General features: G+C 54.5%; 20 protein-coding genes. 9 read left to right on the forward strand and 11 right to left on the reverse strand.

The features are described 5' to 3' along the window. The first annotated feature begins 44 nt into the window (after nucleotides 1-44). Both AC3WJN_RS11450 and AC3WJN_RS11455 read left to right on the forward strand, forming a co-directional pair. The gene (locus AC3WJN_RS11450) at nucleotides 45-554 is read left to right on the forward strand and encodes an FkbM family methyltransferase (protein WP_005830055.1); all 510 of its coding nucleotides are present in this window, start codon (nucleotides 45-47) and stop codon (nucleotides 552-554) included. 249 nt (nucleotides 555-803) lie between these two features. Further along, nucleotides 804-1,685, forward strand: a complete 882-nt coding sequence (locus AC3WJN_RS11455; protein ID WP_005830053.1) for a YitT family protein — start codon at nucleotides 804-806, stop codon at nucleotides 1,683-1,685. A 71-nt stretch (nucleotides 1,686-1,756) separates the two neighbouring features. Here AC3WJN_RS11455 and AC3WJN_RS11460 read toward each other — a convergent pair whose 3' ends face one another. After that, nucleotides 1,757-3,514: a sensor histidine kinase gene (locus AC3WJN_RS11460; RefSeq protein ID WP_007779511.1), complete on the reverse strand. Its 1,758-nt coding sequence runs from the start codon at nucleotides 3,512-3,514 to the stop codon at nucleotides 1,757-1,759. Further along, entirely contained in the window at nucleotides 3,511-4,233 is a 723-nt protein-coding gene (locus tag AC3WJN_RS11465; protein ID WP_007779508.1) for a response regulator transcription factor, read from the reverse strand. Before AC3WJN_RS11465 ends, AC3WJN_RS11460 begins: the two co-directional genes overlap by 4 nt. A gap of 137 nt (nucleotides 4,234-4,370) precedes the next feature. Between AC3WJN_RS11465 and AC3WJN_RS11470 the strand changes: the two genes are divergently transcribed. From AC3WJN_RS11470 to AC3WJN_RS11480, 3 genes are read left to right on the forward strand one after another with little or no spacing between them, the layout of a single operon-like run. Then, on the forward strand, nucleotides 4,371-5,054 hold the full coding sequence (locus AC3WJN_RS11470; protein WP_007779505.1) for an ABC transporter permease: 684 nt from the start codon (nucleotides 4,371-4,373) through the stop codon (nucleotides 5,052-5,054). Then, nucleotides 5,054-5,989, forward strand: a complete 936-nt coding sequence (locus AC3WJN_RS11475; RefSeq protein ID WP_007779502.1) for an ABC transporter ATP-binding protein — start codon at nucleotides 5,054-5,056, stop codon at nucleotides 5,987-5,989. Before AC3WJN_RS11470 ends, AC3WJN_RS11475 begins: the two co-directional genes overlap by 1 nt. Next, nucleotides 5,965-6,138 (forward strand): hypothetical protein, encoded by a 174-nt coding sequence (locus tag AC3WJN_RS11480; RefSeq protein WP_007779499.1) that lies wholly within the window; start codon nucleotides 5,965-5,967, stop codon nucleotides 6,136-6,138. Before AC3WJN_RS11475 ends, AC3WJN_RS11480 begins: the two co-directional genes overlap by 25 nt. 310 nt (nucleotides 6,139-6,448) lie before the next feature. Here AC3WJN_RS11480 and AC3WJN_RS11485 read toward each other — a convergent pair whose 3' ends face one another. Beyond that, nucleotides 6,449-7,153, reverse strand: a complete 705-nt coding sequence (locus tag AC3WJN_RS11485; protein ID WP_274388545.1) for an HAD family hydrolase — start codon at nucleotides 7,151-7,153, stop codon at nucleotides 6,449-6,451. Between the two features lie 148 nt (nucleotides 7,154-7,301). Here AC3WJN_RS11485 and AC3WJN_RS11490 point away from each other — a divergent pair, with 148 nt between their 5' ends. Next, complete coding sequence (locus tag AC3WJN_RS11490) at nucleotides 7,302-7,634, forward strand: hypothetical protein (RefSeq protein WP_005830041.1); 333 nt, start codon at nucleotides 7,302-7,304, stop codon at nucleotides 7,632-7,634. Nucleotides 7,635-7,693: 59 nt separating this feature from the next. On the opposite strand, the gene AC3WJN_RS11495 is transcribed toward AC3WJN_RS11490, so the two are convergent. Further along, entirely contained in the window at nucleotides 7,694-8,104 is a 411-nt protein-coding gene (locus tag AC3WJN_RS11495) for an acyl-CoA thioesterase (RefSeq protein WP_005830039.1), read from the reverse strand. Between the two features lie 153 nt (nucleotides 8,105-8,257). Here AC3WJN_RS11495 and AC3WJN_RS11500 point away from each other — a divergent pair, with 153 nt between their 5' ends. The 3 genes from AC3WJN_RS11500 (at nucleotide 8,258) to AC3WJN_RS11510 (ending at nucleotide 10,286) form a co-directional block, all read left to right on the forward strand. Beyond that, nucleotides 8,258-8,713 carry a DinB family protein gene (locus AC3WJN_RS11500; protein ID WP_005830038.1) on the forward strand — a complete coding sequence of 152 codons (456 nt, stop codon included), beginning with the start codon at nucleotides 8,258-8,260 and terminating at the stop codon, nucleotides 8,711-8,713. Next, nucleotides 8,710-9,234, forward strand: a complete 525-nt coding sequence (locus AC3WJN_RS11505) for a GNAT family N-acetyltransferase (RefSeq protein ID WP_007779491.1) — start codon at nucleotides 8,710-8,712, stop codon at nucleotides 9,232-9,234. Before AC3WJN_RS11500 ends, AC3WJN_RS11505 begins: the two co-directional genes overlap by 4 nt. A 143-nt stretch (nucleotides 9,235-9,377) precedes the next feature. Further along, the gene (locus AC3WJN_RS11510; protein WP_005830035.1) at nucleotides 9,378-10,286 is read left to right on the forward strand and encodes a DMT family transporter; all 909 of its coding nucleotides are present in this window, start codon (nucleotides 9,378-9,380) and stop codon (nucleotides 10,284-10,286) included. Between the two features lie 188 nt (nucleotides 10,287-10,474). Here the strand turns inward: AC3WJN_RS11510 and AC3WJN_RS11515 are convergent, their stop codons facing one another. The 7 genes from AC3WJN_RS11515 to AC3WJN_RS11545 form a co-directional block, all read right to left on the reverse strand. Further along, complete coding sequence (locus AC3WJN_RS11515; RefSeq protein WP_005830033.1) at nucleotides 10,475-11,491, reverse strand: S66 family peptidase; 1,017 nt, start codon at nucleotides 11,489-11,491, stop codon at nucleotides 10,475-10,477. 579 nt (nucleotides 11,492-12,070) lie between these two features. After that, the gene (locus AC3WJN_RS11520) at nucleotides 12,071-12,469 is read right to left on the reverse strand and encodes a hypothetical protein (RefSeq protein WP_081494685.1); all 399 of its coding nucleotides are present in this window, start codon (nucleotides 12,467-12,469) and stop codon (nucleotides 12,071-12,073) included. Nucleotides 12,470-12,621: 152 nt separating this feature from the next. Further along, nucleotides 12,622-14,073 carry a sensor histidine kinase gene (locus tag AC3WJN_RS11525; RefSeq protein ID WP_007779486.1) on the reverse strand — a complete coding sequence of 484 codons (1,452 nt, stop codon included), beginning with the start codon at nucleotides 14,071-14,073 and terminating at the stop codon, nucleotides 12,622-12,624. After that, nucleotides 14,073-14,768: a response regulator transcription factor gene (locus AC3WJN_RS11530; RefSeq protein ID WP_005830029.1), complete on the reverse strand. Its 696-nt coding sequence runs from the start codon at nucleotides 14,766-14,768 to the stop codon at nucleotides 14,073-14,075. Before AC3WJN_RS11530 ends, AC3WJN_RS11525 begins: the two co-directional genes overlap by 1 nt. 222 nt (nucleotides 14,769-14,990) lie before the next feature. Further along, nucleotides 14,991-16,346: a branched-chain amino acid transport system II carrier protein gene (gene brnQ / locus AC3WJN_RS11535; protein WP_005830027.1), complete on the reverse strand. Its 1,356-nt coding sequence runs from the start codon at nucleotides 16,344-16,346 to the stop codon at nucleotides 14,991-14,993. A 117-nt stretch (nucleotides 16,347-16,463) separates the two neighbouring features. Continuing rightward, the gene (locus AC3WJN_RS11540; protein WP_005830026.1) at nucleotides 16,464-17,393 is read right to left on the reverse strand and encodes a DNA-3-methyladenine glycosylase family protein; all 930 of its coding nucleotides are present in this window, start codon (nucleotides 17,391-17,393) and stop codon (nucleotides 16,464-16,466) included. A 101-nt stretch (nucleotides 17,394-17,494) separates the two neighbouring features. Continuing rightward, nucleotides 17,495-18,415: a proline dehydrogenase family protein gene (locus AC3WJN_RS11545; protein WP_005830024.1), complete on the reverse strand. Its 921-nt coding sequence runs from the start codon at nucleotides 18,413-18,415 to the stop codon at nucleotides 17,495-17,497. Nucleotides 18,416-18,453 lie beyond the last annotated feature (38 nt).

An 18,453-nucleotide genomic window follows, 5' to 3' on the forward strand; every position in this document is an offset into this window, starting at 1 on the left:
AACACGTCTCAAAACGTCCTGCTGTACATAATCTGTAATGTATTTTGCAAAACCACCAAGGAGGTAATTCCCGGATTTTTCACGATCAGGTTCACCCCTATCCGCTGGCCGCCTTTTCCCGGCCGTCCCGCATCGCGTTCTACGCCTCCCGCCGCTTCCTCGGCAACAGCTCCCTGCACCAGCACAGCGCAGACTACCACAAGCACTACAAGGACGAATTTGACTGTATCGAAGCAGAAGCCGCTGCCGTCGATGAGCTTATCCGTGCCGACGAGCGCGTCGACTTTGTCAAAATCGACATTGAAGGCGGCGAGTATCAGGCTTTTCTCGGCATGGAAAGAATCATCGCGAAGCAGGCGAAAACCGTCGTTTTTGAACTGAACCGCCATATGCTCCAGGCGGATTGGGAGCCGTTTACCCAGCTTTTGCACGACTATCGGCAGACGTTTGCCAAGCGCTTTTTCGTCCTCGATGCAACAGGGGCCACCGTCGAGATCGACCTCGACATCGTGCTTGCTACCGGGGAGTGCCCGTATCTGGTCATGTCAGACTGATCTGCCAGACGCCAAATTTTGGCGCGCAGCACAAAATCGTCCTCGCCTGCTTTCGGCGCCGCTTTCCAGACTAGACTGGCGAGCGCTTGCGTCCAGGCCATCCCGTGCAAGCTGCGTGCCTTCTCCCATATTTCATTATCCATATCAGATTTTGCTATTTTTTTCGTATAATGTGCAATTGAGCAGTAGTCAATCAAAAATGAATGTTATAATAAGAGAGTAGAAAATTTCACAATGGGGAGAGAAACGATGGAACAACAAAATGCAATTTCGACTCATCAAAAATTACCCATTGGAAAGTTGCTGAAGAGAATCTTCTTTATTCTCGTCGGTGCTTCCCTTGTATCGGTAGCTTTGGAGATTTTCCTCGTGCCGAACAAGATCATCGACGGAGGAATTGTAGGTATCTCCATCATTGCCTCGCATCTCACTTCTCTTTCTCTTGGCATTTTCCTGTTCTTGCTTAATCTGCCTTTTCTCATAATCGGATATAAGCAAATCGGAAAGACGTTCGCTATTTCCACGCTGTTTGGGGTCAGTGTCATGTCCGTGGGTACGATGCTGTTGCACGAAGTCCCTGGCTTGACGGATGATCCGCTGTTGGCAGCCGTGTTTGGCGGCATTATTTTGGGAATTGGCGTAGGGCTCGTCCTGCGTTACGGCGGCTCTCTGGATGGTACGGAAATCATTGCGGTACTGTTTAACAAAAAGTCTCCGTTCTCCGTTGGTGAGATCGTCATGTTTATCAACCTATTCATTTTGAGCAGTGCCGGATTCGTATTCGGTTGGGATCGCGCGATGTACTCGCTGATCGCCTATTACATTGCTTTCAAAATGATCGATCTGACCATCGAAGGCTTCCAGGAATCCAAGTCGGTCTGGATTATTAGCGACAATCACAAGGCATTGGGAGACGCCATCGTTGCCCGTCTGGGACGCGGTGTCACCTATTTGAAAGGTGAGGGTGGCTACACCGGCGATGACAAGAAAGTCATTTTCTGCATCATCACCCGTCTGGAAGAGGCCAAGCTGAAGCTGATCGTGGAAGAAATCGACCCGAGTGCCTTCCTCGCAGTCGGCAACATCCACGACGTGCGCGGCGGACAATTCAAGAAAAACGCCATTCACTAGGCAAATAAAAAAGGTGTCGTCTGCACGGGCAGCGGCACCTTTTTTGTATTCGCGCTCCGACTTGGAACAGCTCACTGTCCGGCTGGCTGGCACGGAAAGGTCATGACAACCTCCGTTCCTTTTCCCGGCTGGCTTTTGACGTCGATTTGCCCTCCGTGCGCGATGACGAGCTGCTTCGCAATCGCCATTCCCAATCCTGTCCCGCTCGTGTCCTCCTCGGTATGGCCTCCGCGGTAATAGCGCTCGAACAAGTTTGCCAACGTTTTTTCATCCATCCCCGGGCCGTTGTCCGCAATCCGGACAACAAAGCTGTCTGGTGCTGCCAGGCTAACCTCTACGCGCACAGCCGTCCCTTTCGGCGTATGCCGGATCGCATTCGTCAAGATGTTGATGATGATTCGCGAAAACCATTTCGGATCGACCATCGCGACTATTTTTTCCTCGCGCGCCTCAAACCCGATATCGTGCCCGGCTGCGTCCGGCTCGTTGACCAGGTCAGCCGTAATGCGGCGGATCGCCTCCACGACCGGGACGGGTTCCTTGACCATGGACAGCGCGTGGTTTTTCAGGCGGTACGTCAGGTTCAAGTCTTCAATCAGGCCGTTCATGTAGTCTGCCTTTTCCCGGATCGTCCGGCCAAACTGGCTGACTTCCCCTCTGCCCCACTCGTACTGCTCCGACTCCAGCATCGTCGCATAGCCGAAAATCGAGCTGAGCGGCGTCTTCAGGTCGTGGGAAAGCCCGGATATCCATTCCTCGCGCGTCCTCTCCACGTCCTTTTGCCGTTCCTCATTCGCCTGCAGCGTATGGCTGAGCTTCGCCAGCGCGTCAAAAATGTCCTGAAAGACGGCAAACGACTTCTTGCGCTTCCCTTTTCGCGTCGTCCCGACACGCCGTCCGTTTTTTCCTGTCGGCTCTGCATAGCGCCCCTGCGCCAGATTGCCCAGCCAGTTCACCATGTGCAACAGCGGCTTCCCGATGCGCAGCGCATACCAACTGCCTGCGACCAGCACGGACACGATCAGAATAATCCCCACCTGCCAAAAAGTGTCCGCGATCATGCTGTCGACAGACTCTGCGGCAGCTCCGGGACGGTACCACGGATTCGCCATACCGACTACGTACGTAAGCCCGCTCTCCTTGTCGTAACGGCTGACGGTAAAGTCCGGAGTATTTCTGTTTTCGTTTTCCATCTGCAACAGTTGGATCAAGTCGAGTTGCTCGGCCATCTGTGGCGCGTTGTACTGTCCGCTGAGCCGCCCTTGCCGATCATAGACGGCGTACCACGCCTTTTCCCGGGAAAAGCTCTGCGCCAGCTCGGCCGGGACAGCCGCACCGTTGGCAGGCTTCGCTGCGAGCAGTTTTGCCATCAAGGCATTTTCCGGCGCGGGTGCTCCGTACAACACGATTGCTTTTTTGTTTGTGTTTGCCTCCGGCAGATCCACTACCCAATGCTTCACGTGGTAGAGAGCGCTCTCGTCATTTTGCGCCTGCGCGATCCACTCTCCAGGCTCGTACTCCTGCGGAACATTGTCCGGCGTGCGGTACGCGTACAGCAGCTTGCCGTTGCGGTCGATGATTTGCAGCCAGCCGTTGTGGCTGTCGACACTTTTTCGTACCCGGTCGTTGACGCTGACTTTTCCCTGCTCGTATTCAAGCTGCATTTGCAGGTCGGAAGCCACCAGGCGCGACAAGTCTGCCTCCATCTCCTCGTTCATCAGCCGAATGCCCAAAAGAACCAGCGACACGATCAGGCACAGGAGCAGCACCAGCAAAAAGCCGAAAAACTGGCGGACGTATTGCAGAATCAGTTTTTTGCGCAGGTTCATGCCTGTCTCCCTGGCGTCACCAGCTTGTAGCCCACCCCTCTTACAGTAAGCAAATACTTGGGCTGTCCCGGATTTTCCTCGATTCGCTGGCGGAGCTTGTGGATGTGCACCATCACTGTATTTTCATCAAACAATCCGTACTCGTCCTTCCAGACGTGATCGTATATTTGCTCTTTGGTGAACACGCGGTTTGGATGCTGGCAAAAAAACACGAGCAAGGAAAACACCTGCGCCGGGCAGTCCACCTGCTCGCCGCCTACGATCAGCTCGGCAGCATCCGCATTGACCTGGAAACGGCCGAAGTCGTAAATTTTTGGCTCCGGGGGTGCGGCAGGAGCGGCCATTCCCATTGTCCGGCGCAGGTGGGCCTTCATCCGGGCGACGACCTCAAGCGGGTGAAACGGCTTCGTAATATAATCGTCAGCCCCGTGGGCAAAGCCGCTCAGCTTGTCAAAATCCGTTCCTTTCGCCGTCAGGAAAAAAATCGGCGCCTTCGTGCGCTGGCGAACGGCGGAGCATAGCTCGAAGCCGTTTTTGTCCGGCAGCATCACATCGAGAATCAGCAAATCATAGCGGCGCTCCTCTACCAATCGCAACGCCTGCTCTGCTCGCGTGCACGTATCTATGTAAACGAAGCCTTCTTTTTGCAGCACCGTTTTCAGCATGTGCAAAATCGCTTCCTCGTCGTCTACCAGCAAGATTTTCGCTTCTTTTTCCACGTTCTCACTCCCTTTTTCTCCTTCATCATATCACGGGCGAGGGGCGGCTACGAAAAAGATAAGGTAATGGTAAGGTTGCGGTTTCGTACAGGAAAGATTCGTCGCTTATGCTGAAAGGGAAAGGAGCGATCACGCTTATGTGGGCTATTTGCAGGCACGAATATGTTCGATTGTTTAAAAGCATCAAGTCATTGATTACGATCGCCTTTATCGTCGGCGTATCGTATTGGGTTTCCGATCTGGTCAATCGGGCGGCGGCTTTTGTCCCGGCACAGGATCTGGCGCAGGGGCACGCCCTCGGTATTTTTACACTGATTATGCTCCTGGGGCCGCTGTTCGTATTCAGCTTGTCCCATGACGTCATCAACCGCGAGCTGGCGGGGCGGACGATGCGGTTTCTCGTCACGCGCACGTCCCGGAACCAGATTGTCCTCGGGAAATTTCTCGGGGTCGTCTGCTTCTGGCTGAGCTGTCTTGCGATTACGTTCGGCGTGGTGCTGGTCACTGTCCATACGTTTGACGGCAAAACCTTTTGGCAGTGCCTGTCGCTGCTCGTCTATTGCATCTCGCTGGCGCTTTTGCTCTCGCTTGTGGTCCCTCGGCCGAGCTACACGATGTTTCTCGGCATCGTCGCCGCGATGCTTCTGCCTGGACTCGGATTGTGGAGCACCTTCTCCGACCATCCGGCCGCTCAGTGGATCGCCTATTTGACCCCGTTTGTGTTTATGGAAAAAGGCGGCGCCTGGATCGGGTTTATCTGGCTCTATGCCGCTCTGTTTCTCGGCGCTTCCATGTACTTGTTCCAAAGGAGGGATTGTTGATGGCCGTCATTGAAACGCTGCAATTGAGCAAACGCTTCGGCGATCGCACCGTGGTCGATCAGGTGAGCTTATCCGTGCGAGGCGGAGAAATTTTCGGGTTTCTGGGGAGAAACGGGGCGGGGAAGTCTACGTTTATCAACATGCTGACAGGCATCATCCGCCCGAGCTCGGGCCGTATCCGGATGTTCGGCCACGATGTCCAGACGGAAGACTGGAAGCGACGCATTGGCGTGTTGCCCGATTATTCCACCTTTTACGACTCTCTGTCTGCTGCGGATCACCTGCGCTATTTCGCCCGCGTCAAAAAAGTTGGACTGACGCATGAGGACTGCATGCGCATCCTCGACGCCGTAGAGCTTGGCGAACACGCTGCGCGCAAAGCCAAAACGTTTTCCTTCGGGATGAAAAAGAAGCTGGGCATTGCCCAGGCAATGGTCGGCGACCCGGAGATTTTGTTCCTCGACGAGCCGACCTCCGGCGTTGACGTCGAGTCAGCCCTGCACATTCAGGAGCTGCTGTTGCGCTTGCATCAGCAAGGCAAAACGATTTTCATGACCTCGCACAACTTGCACGAGGTAGAGAAAATTTGCACCCGCATCGCGATTATGAAAAGCGGCAAGATCGCTTCAGAAGGCAGCCTCACCGAACTGCAGGCCGCCCAGCAAGCCTGGCGGCAGGTCCAGGTGCGCCACTCCGCCTTTTCCGCGGAAGAACAAGCCGCGCTGCGCGCCTTTGTCGAGTCGCTGAGCCGCAACATCCGTTGGGGAGAAGGCCGCTTCCAGCTTCAGGTAGATGAGGAGCAAAAGGTGGCCGCATTGGTGTGCGCCCTCGTGCAAGCGCGTGTGGACATTTACGGCGTGAACGTCGATGTGCCCTCTCTGGAAAAATATATTTATGCAGGAGGATGGGGATGTCTAGTGGAGTTTTTACGCTGATTCTGGCGACAGTGTTGGCGTATCGGCTGATATTTGGAAATGGCGAGTGGACTGTTTCGATGTATATCGTCTGCGGGCTGCTCGCGGTCAATCTGGCCTGGGCGGCAAAGCGGTGGAGCGAGCGGAAAGCTGCGCGGCGAGGGGAATAGAAAAAGACAGCTCTTGACCCGGCTGTAGCGAAAACACGCGCAAGCTGCGGTTGGCAGGGTGGCGATTTCGTTGGCGGAGGGAAAGAGCTGTCTTTTTGGGGAGGTTGTTGATGGGGGGGTAAATGCTGGCTACGAGTGAGTATAGCTACTGTTGTGGCCGTCGATCTGTCGTAAGTTATACTACAGGCTACTGCTGCAGCCCGTCGCTGCTGTCGCAAGTTTACTACTGGCTACTGCTGTGGCTGGCGCTGCTGGCACAAGTTTACTACTGGCTACTGCTGCGGTCCGACGCTACTGTCACAACTCCACACTACAAATACGCTGGCAACTGCTCCAGCCGTTCGATAACGGCCAGCGGCTGATGAGCAGAAGTGGCCTTTTTCCCACGTGGATTCAGCCAGACAGCGGAAAACCCCGCATCAATAGCTCCTGCCACATCCGCTTCCCATGTATCGCCAACAAACAGCACCTCGCTGCTCGCCACGCCGAATCGCTCTTGCGCCGCCGCATAAATCCGCGGGTCCGGCTTATGGTAGCCGAGCAGCTCGGAAATCACCACCCGCTCTTGCGGGAAGTAAGCAGACAGCCCCAAACGCTCCAGCTTGATAAACGCCATGTCTACCGGACCATTGGTGACGATGCCAAGCTTATGCTCCTCTGCCAGCTTCGCGATGACAGCCTGCACAGCCGGATCAGGCTGGACGGCCTCGAGGCAAGCCGCCTGGTAAGTCCGCTGGAAATCGTCAGCCTCTTCTACTGCGATCGTGCGGTTTAAGTCGGCCATGGCCCTCTGCAGGCGCAACTGGCGATACTGCGTAAAATCGTACTTTTTCGCTATAACATCCACCCACAGATCGTCTCCGTGGCGGCGCAACGCCGCAAGCAGCTCCGCGCCGTCCAGGTCAGTCGTGAGTGCATGTGTGGCAATCGTCTGCTGCATCCCTTTTTCCCAGCAAGCAGAAAAATCAAACAGCGTATCGTCGAGATCAAACAATATCGTGCTGAATCGAGACAAGATGGTCACTTCCTCTTCCCTGTTTTCCTCCATTTTTCCTCTAAAAAATATCTGCGTGAGCCGCTGTCTTTTGCTAAGATCATTGTAACGGATTATCGGCGACACCATAACAATTTTGGCACATTTTACGAAAAAGGAGGCTGACGGTATGTCAGAAGAAAAAATCGACCAACTGCTGGAAGGAATGAATGAGCTTCGTCTGGTTACGCGCGCCATTTTGGACAGGCAGGACGAGACAGACGCCAAGCTGGAAGCTTTAACGATGGAGGTGCATCAGCTTAAAGGTGAGGTCGCTGAGCTGAAGCATGATGTAGCTGTGCTCAAGCAGGACGTGGCTGAACTAAAACAAGACGTCGCCCTGCTCAAACAGGACATGGCAGATGTCAAAGACGGCCAGGACCGCCACGAACGCGTGCTGGAAACGCTTGCCCTGCGTGCGCTGGAGTGGAATGCGTTTCGCCTCGACCAACTGCGCAAGTAAGCGTGCAGGCAAGGCAGGAGGCAAGTGACCATCGTCCATTGCCCCCATTGCATCGAAGGTTATGTGGCTGCCAGCTCTTTTTCCAACGCGGCTTTCAATTCATCCGGCAGCGCGACCGACCGTCTCGTGTTCGCATCGATCATGACCATTGTGACATCGGCGTCTGCGGCCAGCACGTCCTCGCTGTTGTACAGCTCATGGCGAATCACGAAGCTTTTTTCTCCAACCCGCAGCGCAGTCGTAAGCGCGTACACCTCTTCGCGCATATGCAGCTCTTTTCGATAGTTGATATTGATATTGACAACCACAGGCATTACGGCCCGCCGCTTCAATTCATCGAGCGTAAATCCCAGTTGCCAGATCCAGTCAAACCTCGCCCACTCCATGTACTCCAAATATTTGGCATTGTTCACATGACCGATGACATCAATATCCGTAGATTGCACGGTAAACGCAAAGCGATGGGCCATCTCTCTCACTCCTTGGACTGTTTCTTCCAGTATAACGAATATCGGTAACTGAGTGAATATTCATTCAAAATATTCCGAACGATTCTGCTGGTCTTTCCCTCTGTTTCTCCTATAATAAAAGAAAAGAACAAGCGATCTGGAAAGGATGGCTGGATGTTTGAGCAGGAACTGCTGCCTTCGCTGCAAACGGCCCGCTCCCGTTACATGGACGCGCTGGCCAATCTGCAGGCTGACGAGCTTCCCTTAAAGCTCGCCCCGGGCTCTAATTCCATCGGCTTTTTGATTCGCCATATCGCCGAAGTCGAGTATCGGTTCTGTCTGATGTTTTTTCAGCGTCCACTCCCTTCCGACATCTCGTTGAGCACCATCGGCCCGGTCAAAGACGAAGGGAACTTCACCGATCTGGCGGCGCTTCTCGCCATCTGTGAAGCCTCGTACCGCCATCTGGTCGACTCTCTCGCTGCGCTGCCGCCCGAAGCATGGGATGTTCCGTGCGAAGCTCCAATCGGCATCCTGACTCCCCGTCAGGCACTCGGACGCCTGATCTACCACATGGGCTATCACGGCGGACAGATCGGGCTGATTCGCAAATACGGAGGGACCAAATGACACTGAAGCTCACCGGGGAAAGGCTCGCCATCCGCGAATTGCCGCGCGCAGAGCTGCCGTTTGTGCTGGAGGTGTACAACAGCAACCCCGGGTACAACCTGCTGCGCCACAACGTCAGCACCATGACCCTCAGCGAGCTGGAAGCGGAGTACGATTCGACGCTTGCCATTCCCCAGGGATATTGGCTGCTTTTGGCCGTAGAAGGGACACCCGTTGGCGTGATGCACGTCGTCCTCGCAAGCGATAGCGAGCCGAAAAGCTGGATCAGCCTGCTCGTCTTGCACGCTTCCTGGCAGAAAAAAGGACTGGGTAAAGAAGCGGTGAAGCTGTTCGAGAGCTTCTGCGCCGTACACGGCACCCGGCACATCCACCATGGAGTCATCGCGCATAATGAGTCCGCTCTGCGCTTTTGGGGCAGGCTCGGCTACGAACAGTATCGCCAGGTGGAAGCGCCCGTTGGACTGCTGACGCAGCCAGTGCTTTTGGTCGCAAAATGGCTTGACTCCCCATCTGAGCCATAAGGAGGTGAACCGCAATGAAGCGTCGCCTGTTCGAATGTGATGTACCTGTCCTCGCCTAGTCGGTGAGGAAGCGGTTTTTCTAACGGCCTCCCGGCTAACAAGCCTGACTGTACCATTCAGATTCATTCCGGGAGGGACTATTCATGTCGCATTCACAATGGAAGCAATCGTTACTCGGCGCCATTTGCCTGACTCTCGCTGCCGCAATTTGGGGTGGCGTCTACGTCGTGAGCAAAGTCGTGCTGGACGTCATTCCGCCGTTTACGCTTTTGATCTTGCGCTTCGGCATCGCGCTGATCGTTTTGGGGGCTTTCGCTCTCGCTCGCAGAGAAACCGTCCTGAAAAAAGATTATCCGCTGCTGATGACCATTGCCTTTGTCGGGGTCACCATCTCAATCGCGGCGCAATTTCTCGGCACGAAGCTCTCGACCGCGCATATGGGCGCGCTGATTACTTCCGCTTCCCCTGCTTTTATCGCCATTTTCGCGGTTTGGCTGCTCAAAGAGAAAATCCACTTCAAGCAGGCAACAGGCATTTTGCTTGCAACCGTGGGCGTCATCATCGTCATCGGCGTGCCGGACCAGGCGGACGCCCAGTCGTCTCTGACAGGCAACCTGATTCTGCTCGTGGCAGCGGTAAGCTGGGGGCTTTACACCGTCCTCAGCAAAAAAGCGACGCAGCGTTATTCCTCTCTGCTCGTCACAACGTACGTGGCCTTATTTGGTCTCGTCTTCACCAGCCCTGTCATGGTCTGGGAACTGTCTGTCACGCCTGTCTCCTGGCAGTTTGGCTGGGAGATTTGGGCCGGTGTGCTGTACATCGGACTCATCTCGACAGCCGGGGCGTTTTACCTGTGGAACAAAGGCTTCGAACTGATGCAGGCGGGCAGTGGGGCAGGTTTCTTCTTCGTCCAGCCGATCGTCGGCGCATTTCTGGGCTGGCTTCTGCTGCACGAGCACCTGGGCGTCAGCTTTTTCGTCGGAGCGGCCTTTATTTTTCTCGGCGTAGCCCTGTCGAATCTGCACAAGCGCGAATCGTCGGAAAGCAATTGACGTTTTCAGACGGGTAAGACCGTTACGAGCTTGAGTAAACATGGCTTCATCCATTTTTACGCGAAGCCCTTCGCCCCCCTTGTCCCTACACAGCGCGAACGAACGTTTACAAACTCGTATCGCCTACTCGAAAAAAGGACAGCAGACTTCCTGCTGTCCTTCTCTATATGCCACTATCTAGCCCACCACTACGGACAAAAAGTCTGCGTCACCCGCGGCCTTTCCCCGGTCATGTCGATCTCGGCGCGCGCTCCGTTTACAAACGTCATCTGCGGAGGCACATGCCCACAGTCGATGTCGTACAGGATCGGTACCCGCAGCTCTGCGGCCAGCTCCTGATATACATCTTCTGCTGTATAGCCGTCTACGGGTTGATTCGCTGCGCTGCGCCCAAACATGATCCCGGCGCAATGCTCGAACCAGCCTGCCAACTTCATCTGTACAAGCGACCTGCGCAAATCGGCAGTCGACAGCTCGCAATTTTCCAGGTACCAGACGATCGGTTCGTTCTGAATCCGCTCTCGTTGAAACCGCCGGACATCTCCGTAAGGCGTCCCGACGACGTGGCGGATGACGTCAATGCAGCCGCCAAGCAGCCGTCCTGTCAGTTTTAGCGGTGCGGCTTCAGTCGATTTCCAGCGGGTCGGCTCTGTGAGGTGAAAAACAACCGGAGTGGGCTTGTCATGCTGCCATTGCGCCTGGTAGAGAGCCGATGCCTCCTGCACAACCTGCTCGCCTGCCCCAGTCGAAAGCACCGCCTCCCACTTGGCTGTCGTCTCATCCATGGACGTTCCGCGCAAATCGATCAGGTTGGCTCCGTGCGCGGTTGCCAGGCCCGTTTTCAGTGTAATGACAAAAAGCAGCAGGCTGACATCGGAGTAGCCGAGCACCCATTTGGCAGGTAAGGCTTCGAAATCAAGGTACTCAAGAATTTCAATCAGCAGCTCGCCGCCCCACGGCGGGATAATCAGATCAATGCTGTCGTCGCGGAGCAATGCGTTAAACTCGGCCGCACGAACTTTTGCCTCCGCAGACTTGGCTTTTTGCTGCGTCCAGGCTGTGTCCTTGCACACGGTCTGGTAGCCGCGCTCCTCCATCCGCCTGCAGGCGAGCTTGAGCAGCTCATGCAATTCGCCCGGCACCCCTGAGGACGGAGCAGTAACCCCGATCGTACTTCCTTTTTTCAAAGACGGATATGTAATCACGACAGTTTCCTCCCGCCAAACCGTTTTTTGTCTTGCTTGTCAGCCGCGCTATTGCAAAAGCGCATTGCTCGATGAGAAGCCAGAGAGTAGGCATGGGCCTACGCCAACATGACCTGGGCTTGCATTGCCTGACTTGAGCGTGCGTAACCTTACTTGGACTCACGTTGCCTGACTCGGGCTTGCGTAACCTGACAGGCGCTTACGTTGCCTGACTTGGGCTAGCGTAGCCTGACTAGAGCTTGTGGGCCTGCGAAACATGACATGACCCGCCAAACATAACCCGGGCAACGTAGCAAAACCCGGCCTTCCCCAACATTCCATGCATTTGAAACCGAAAATCACGAAGCTTACATCCCATGCGCTCACAGCACCAACGCATTCCCCGCCCCCTGTTGAAAACTACCCCCACTTTACAATAAATTCAACAAAAATTCCAATTGCAACATCTTTTCACACAAACGCCCCGATCAGAAAAAAGCAAAAAAAAGACGGCCTATAGCCGCCAAATATATATAAAACGGGAGGGAAGTAGAGGAGTTTCAACAAACGTTAACAAACGTGTTTCCAGTTGGCGAATCGTTACTGCTTGCTCGCGTCAGTCGAAGTCGACTGATCGGCAGATCCGCTGTTTTCCGTTCCAGTCGAACCAGTTGTGCCAGACGATGCGTCAGACTTGCTGTCTGAACTGCTGTCACTGGCTGGTGCATCAGCGCTTGCCGGGGCATCAGAAGAGGGGCCTGTGCTGTCCGAACCGCCTGTGGTCGTATCGGAGCTGTTTGCCGATGCATCTGGCGTCGATTGATCTTGCGAAACCGAGCTGTCGGTTGATTGTCCATTATCAGAAGAAGCCGGTGTCGTTTGGCTTGTGCCCTCTTGCTGCGTCGCTGGTTCAGGCGTCCCTGTTGTGCTGGAGCAGGCTACCAGGCTTCCAGACAGGAGCAATGCGACAGTTGCAATGGAAAACCATTTTTTATTCATGTTCATTCTCCTTTCATCCTTGGCTTTCGTGACCTTCTCGCCGTCACAAGTACATCGTAACGGGCAAAGATAACCATTCTGTAAGGAGAATAGGAGAATTTCATGATCCAATTATGAAAAAAGTATGACCATGACGCCAGCCAAGCTTTGGGTCATGACGATTGTTTCGCGGGCGGCGCCGTCATTTTCGGCAGCAGGATGGTAAATGTGCTTCCTTGTCCCGGCACGCTTTCCACGCTGCACTTGCCATCGTGCAGCTCGACCAACTCTTTGACGATGGCAAGGCCAAGACCTGTGCCTTTGTTGTTTTTCGAGCGGCCGCGATCCACCTTGAAAAACCGCTCCCAAATCCGGTTCAGATCGTCTGCGCCAATGCCCATGCCCGTATCCTGCACCTGGATGCACACCCATGGGTCCTGCAGTTTGGCCGTCATCCGGATTTCGCCCGCTGCCGTGAACTTGAGCGCATTTTTTACCAGGTTTTTCAAAATTTGCGCCACCCGATCCTTGTCCGCATAAATGCGCGGCAGTTCCTCTTCGACCTCGACTGTGAGCTGAAGCCCTTTTTCCTCCGCCTCCTGGCGGAAGGAAAAAGCGACCCGATTCATCACCTCTGCGACATCGACAGGGAACTTCGCGAGATTGACCTCGTTGTTTTCCAGCTTCATCAAATCCATCAGGTCATCGACCAGCCGATTGACCTGCATCGTCTCCGAATACATGACGGCGTAATATTTTTGCCGGGCCTCTTCGTCCTCTACCAGCCCGTCCTGCAGCGCCTCCAAAAAGCCTTGTATCGCTGTGAGCGGCGTGCGCAGCTCGTGGGACACATTGGCGAGAAAATCGTTGCGCACCTGCTCCAGATGGTGCCGTTCCTGCTCCACCTTTTCCAGCTTTTCTGCCATCGTGTTGATCGTCTGCGCCAAATCGGCAATTTCATCGTGCGTGTCTACCTGGACACGCTCCGCGTAGTTGCCCCTGCCGATCTCCGCCGCCGTCCGCTCGATCGTGCGCAGCGGCCGCGAGATCGACCAGGACAGGTAGGAAACCATCGCGGTAGACAGCACAACGCCAAACAGCGTCGCCCACAAAATCGACTCGCGCATTTGTCCGAATGTTTTTTCGATCCCTTCGATGGGAGCGTGCAGGATGATTCCTCCGTACACATTTTCGCCCTCGCCCCATGGAACGGAAACCGAGAGCATCGGGTCTTCCAGCCCTTCGATTTTCAGCTCGGAAATCGCATTTTTGCCTTTTAGCACGTTGTCGGCAATCGAAACTGCCACCGACTTTCCGGTGAACACCTCGTCCTTCATGGAGGTCGCGACAATTTTTCCTTCTTTATTGAACAGCCAGATTCGCGTGTCGAACGACTCATCGAGCATCGCCAGCTTGTCCAGGAGCGCCTTGTTCACTTTATTGCTGTTGTGAATCGCGACGTTGACCTTCTTCGCCATCCGCAACAGCTCTTCTTCCTTGGAGTTGTAAATATACTCCCGTGCGAAAAACGACAGCAAAATGCCGGAAATGCCCAGACCGACCAGAACAGTCGCCAAAAAGCTGAACAGCAGGCGGCGGAAAATGCTTTTGGAAGTACCGAGCATCAGGATTCCACCCCAAACTTGTAGCCGATCCCCCATACCGTGTGGATGCACTCGTAAGGAAGCTTATCCAGGCGTTGTCTGATCTTTTTGATATGAACATCAATCGTCCGGACATCTCCGAAGTAGTCGAATCCCCATACCTGCTCCAGCAACTGCTCGCGCGACCAGACGCTGCCCGGCGATTTCACCAGTTGCACGAGCAAATCAAATTCCTTCGGGCGAAAGCTGACCTTTTCTCCCGCGACGATCACCTCGCGCTTGTCGAGATCGATCGTGAGCTGATCGAAGCTGAAAATGCGCGGCGCGTCTTCCTCCACCTTTGGCTTCGGCTGCAGGCGGCGCATGATCGCCCTGATTCGCGCTACCAGCTCGCGCGGGCTGAACGGCTTGGTTACATAGTCATCCGCTCCCAGCTCCAGGCCGAGCACGCGGTCAAATTCCTCATCTTTTGCGGTTAGCATAATAATCGGTGTATCCCATTTTTTGCGAATTTCCCGACAAGCCTCAAAGCCGTCCATTTGCGGCATCATTACATCGAGAATCAGCACATCCGGCTGTTCGGTCTCTACAAGAGCAAGAGCTTCCCGCCCATCCTTGGCGACGACAAGCTCAATCTGTTGTTTTTCAAAATAAAGGCGAATAATTTCGCGTACATTTGGATCGTCATCAGCAACGAGGACCTTCATCTGGGTCATGGCTAACAACCTCCCTTCCTTTGAACGGCATGGGAAAATAGTGCCGTTTTTGCGACGCTACAGCTTTTTCCCATGGTAACACAGATCGCAAAAGTTGTGGACGGATAGAAGTCCTAACTGGCAGGGAATAGCAGGAAGTCTGCAAGAAAAACACGCCAAAAAACGCGCCAAACCTCAAGCGAGGCGGCGCGTTTTTTCCTTGTTTTTATGAATCTGCCAATGTTACACCTTGCCGAGCTTTTGCTCCAGCACTTCCTGCTTTGCTTTTCGTTCAGGGCGCAAGCTGCCCCAGAGGAAGCCGAGCAACGCGCCAGCAATTGCCGGAAGCAGCCAGCCGATGCCTTCCTTGTGCAGCGGCAAATGGTCCAGGATCGGAGCGAGCGCTGCGATCTTGATGCCCGCCGTCGCGAGTCCATCCAGCAGGCTGATGACCGCCGTAGCGATGATAGCGCCGCGATAGACTGCGGAGTATCCTTTGAACCATTGGTGGAAAAAGGACACGAGCATCAGCACGATCGCCAGCGGGTAAATCGCCATCAGCACCGGAACGGAAATGGCAATCAGTTGCGTAAGCCCTACGTTGGCAACTGCCGCGCTGAACACGCTCAAAATCACCGCCATCATCTTGTAGGAAGCGCCCGGAATACGCTCGGAGAAAAAGCGGCTGCATGCGGTAACCAGACCGACAGAGGTCGTCAGGCAAGCGAGCGTGACCGCCCCGCCAAGCAGCAGCGTGCCGAGCGGACCAAACAGATGCAGGACTGCGCCAGTCAAAATTTGTCCGCCGTTAGCGGACTGTCCCAGCGAGTGGCTCGTTGCTCCCATATAGCCGAGCGCCAAATAGACAAGCCCCAGGCCGATTGCCGCAATCACCGCTGCCTTGATCGTCGACCAGGTCAGCTTTCTCGGATCGGTAATGCCTTTTTCCCGCACGGCGGCAGTCACGACGATCCCGAACACCATCGCGGCGAGCGCATCCAAGGTCAGGTAGCCTTCGACAAACCCTTTGAAAAACGCTGCGTGCTGGTAGTCGCCTGTCGGCGGTCCAACCTCGCCAATCGGCTGAGCCAGGGATGTGAAAAACATGACGCCGATAATGACAAGCAGGGCAGGAGTCAATACTTTGCCGATCCGGTCGACCAGCTTGCTCGGATTGAGCGCCAGCCAGAAAGTGAGGGCAAAGTAAACAATCGTTGTAACGAACAGAGGAAGCGAGCTGTCCTTCATCGTCTCAGACAAAAACGGCAGGACACCCATTTCATACGTAACGGTACCCGTGCGCGGAATCGCCATGAACGGCCCGATCGACAAGTACACGATAAACGTAAACACCGTGGCAAAAACGGGATGCACTCTCCCCGCCAACGTTTGCAAATTGCCGCCGCCCAACCCGACGGCGATGACGCCAAGAAGCGGCAAGCCTACGCCCGTGACGATAAAACCGAGCATCGCGATCCACACATTTTCACCCGCTGCCTGTCCCAGCGCTGGCGGGAAAATCATGTTTCCTGCTCCGAAGAACAGGGCAAAAAGCATAAGACCGACAGTAATGATTTCTCTCGTTGAAAGCTCTCTCATGTTGTCCCTCTCTATATTTATTATTTTAATAAAATTTCCATTAGTATAACTTAATATTTCTTCACTTTTCAACAGTCGATTTGTTGAAAAGTAAAGAATTTTTGGCAAACAAGGGAGCTACTCCTCCCAAACCTCTTTTCGCTTCACCGCTCCCACCGCTTCCCAAATGTAGAGAGAGTAAATGCTGCGCCATGGCGCCCAGCGCTCTCCTATCCGGCGAATTTCTCGCTCGTCCGGCTTGTTGTCCATTTTGTACACGAGCGCGATCCCGTTGCGCAGCCCGATGTCCGCTGCCGGCAGCAAATTAGGGCGGCCCATTCCGAACATCAGCAGGCACTCGACCGTCCAGCGGCCAATGCCGCGCAGGGGAGTCAAATGCGCGATAATCTCCTCGTCCTCCATCGCCCACAGCCGCTCCAGATCAACCTTTCCGTCCACAATCGCACGCGCGTAGTCAATGATATACTCGGCTTTTCGCTGGCTGAACTGCAACGGGCGCAAGTCTTCGGTCGACAGCCGCGCGACGGCCTCCGCAGTCGGAAACGCGAGAAATTTCACGCCTTGCTCGTCTGCCACCTCTTCGCCAGCCAGCGTCAGCAAACGCTGGGTCAGATTCGCCGCAAAGGTTAAATTAATTTGCTGACCAATTATCGTCTTGACCATCGACTGAAACAGATCAGAGTCGTGCATCAGCCGCAGGCCGGAAAAGCGATCGACAAGCACAGCCAGCTCCGGCTCTTCTCTCATCTGCTCGTAAATCGGCAAAAGGTCGAGGTCTGCGCTGAAAACGTGACGAATCGTCCGTTCCAGCTCGCGCTGCTCCGCCGCAGACAAGGCAGAGGCCGTCTCGATTTTCAGGGCAGGCTGTTCAAGCTCGCCGACAAATTGTACGCGCGTCAACACCGGGCGCGTCCCGACCCGAAAAATGCGCCGCAGCATGTTGTGTTCCGGCTGTACTTCCAGTTGCGGATCAGGATGGGTTTGCAGGCGCTGCAGCAGACGCTCGAAAGAATACGGAGGTGTCAGTGGAATGGTGAATGTACGCACGAAAAACGGCCCCTTTCTCCCTAAAGGAAAATTCTTGCTCCATCCTAACACAAAACACCTCCGAAAGCTCTTTCGGAGGTGTCTTCTTTAGCATGCCCGCCTTACTTCGTAAACATTCCTTTGAGCACGAACTTCACGTTTGCCGGGCTTTCTGCCAGACGACGCATGAAGTAGCCGTACCAGTCGTTGCCGTATGGGACGTAGACGCGCATTTTGTACCCTTCACGAGCGAGGTCGATTTGGGATTGGGTGCGAATGCCGTACAACATCTGGAATTCAAACTGGGTGCGCGGAATGTTGTATTCTTTTTCCAACTGCTTCACATAGGCGATAATGTTGTCGTCGTGGGTTGCCACCGCAGCGTATCCGCCGTTCAGTAAATGCTGCTTGATGATTTTTTTGTAGTTTTCGTCTACATCGGCCTTGTTCGGGTACGCTACTTCCGGCGACTCCTTGTAAGCGCCTTTTACCAGACGGAAGTTCACTTTTTTGTCCTTCAGGCTGTCGATGTCGTCGGATGCCTTGTACAAATACGCCTGAATCACGGTTCCCACGTTTTCGTATTCTTCCAGCAGCTCGTTCAAAATTTCCATCGTTACATGGTTGTGCGCGTAGTCTTCCATGTCGATCCGCACGAAAATGTTGCCGTTTTTCTTCGCCGAGTCGAGAATGCGGCGCATGTTGGTCATGCACAGCTCACGGCTGATGTCCAGGCCGAGCGAGGTCATTTTCAGCGACAGGTTGCAGTCTACGCCGGACTGGTGAATCGCTTCCAACGTTTTGATGCAGTAGTCAGCAGACTCGTTTGCTTCTTCCAGGCTGAAAACAAATTCCCCCAGATGGTCGAGCGTGCACACAAGACCTTGCTGGTTCAGTTTGCGAACGGCGGCGATAGCTTCTGCAATCGTGACACCGGATACAAAGCGGCCGGCCCCGAAGCGCAGGCCCCATTTTTTAGCAGCCGCGTTCAGTGCTTTGTTTTTGGATAAAAATAAGAAAAAATCTTTCATGGCTTGTTCCATCGTTGACTGTCTCCTCCTCAACGTACTCTGCGTCATTT

The organism is Brevibacillus sp. FW306-2-1A-C05A, from assembly GCF_058781555.1.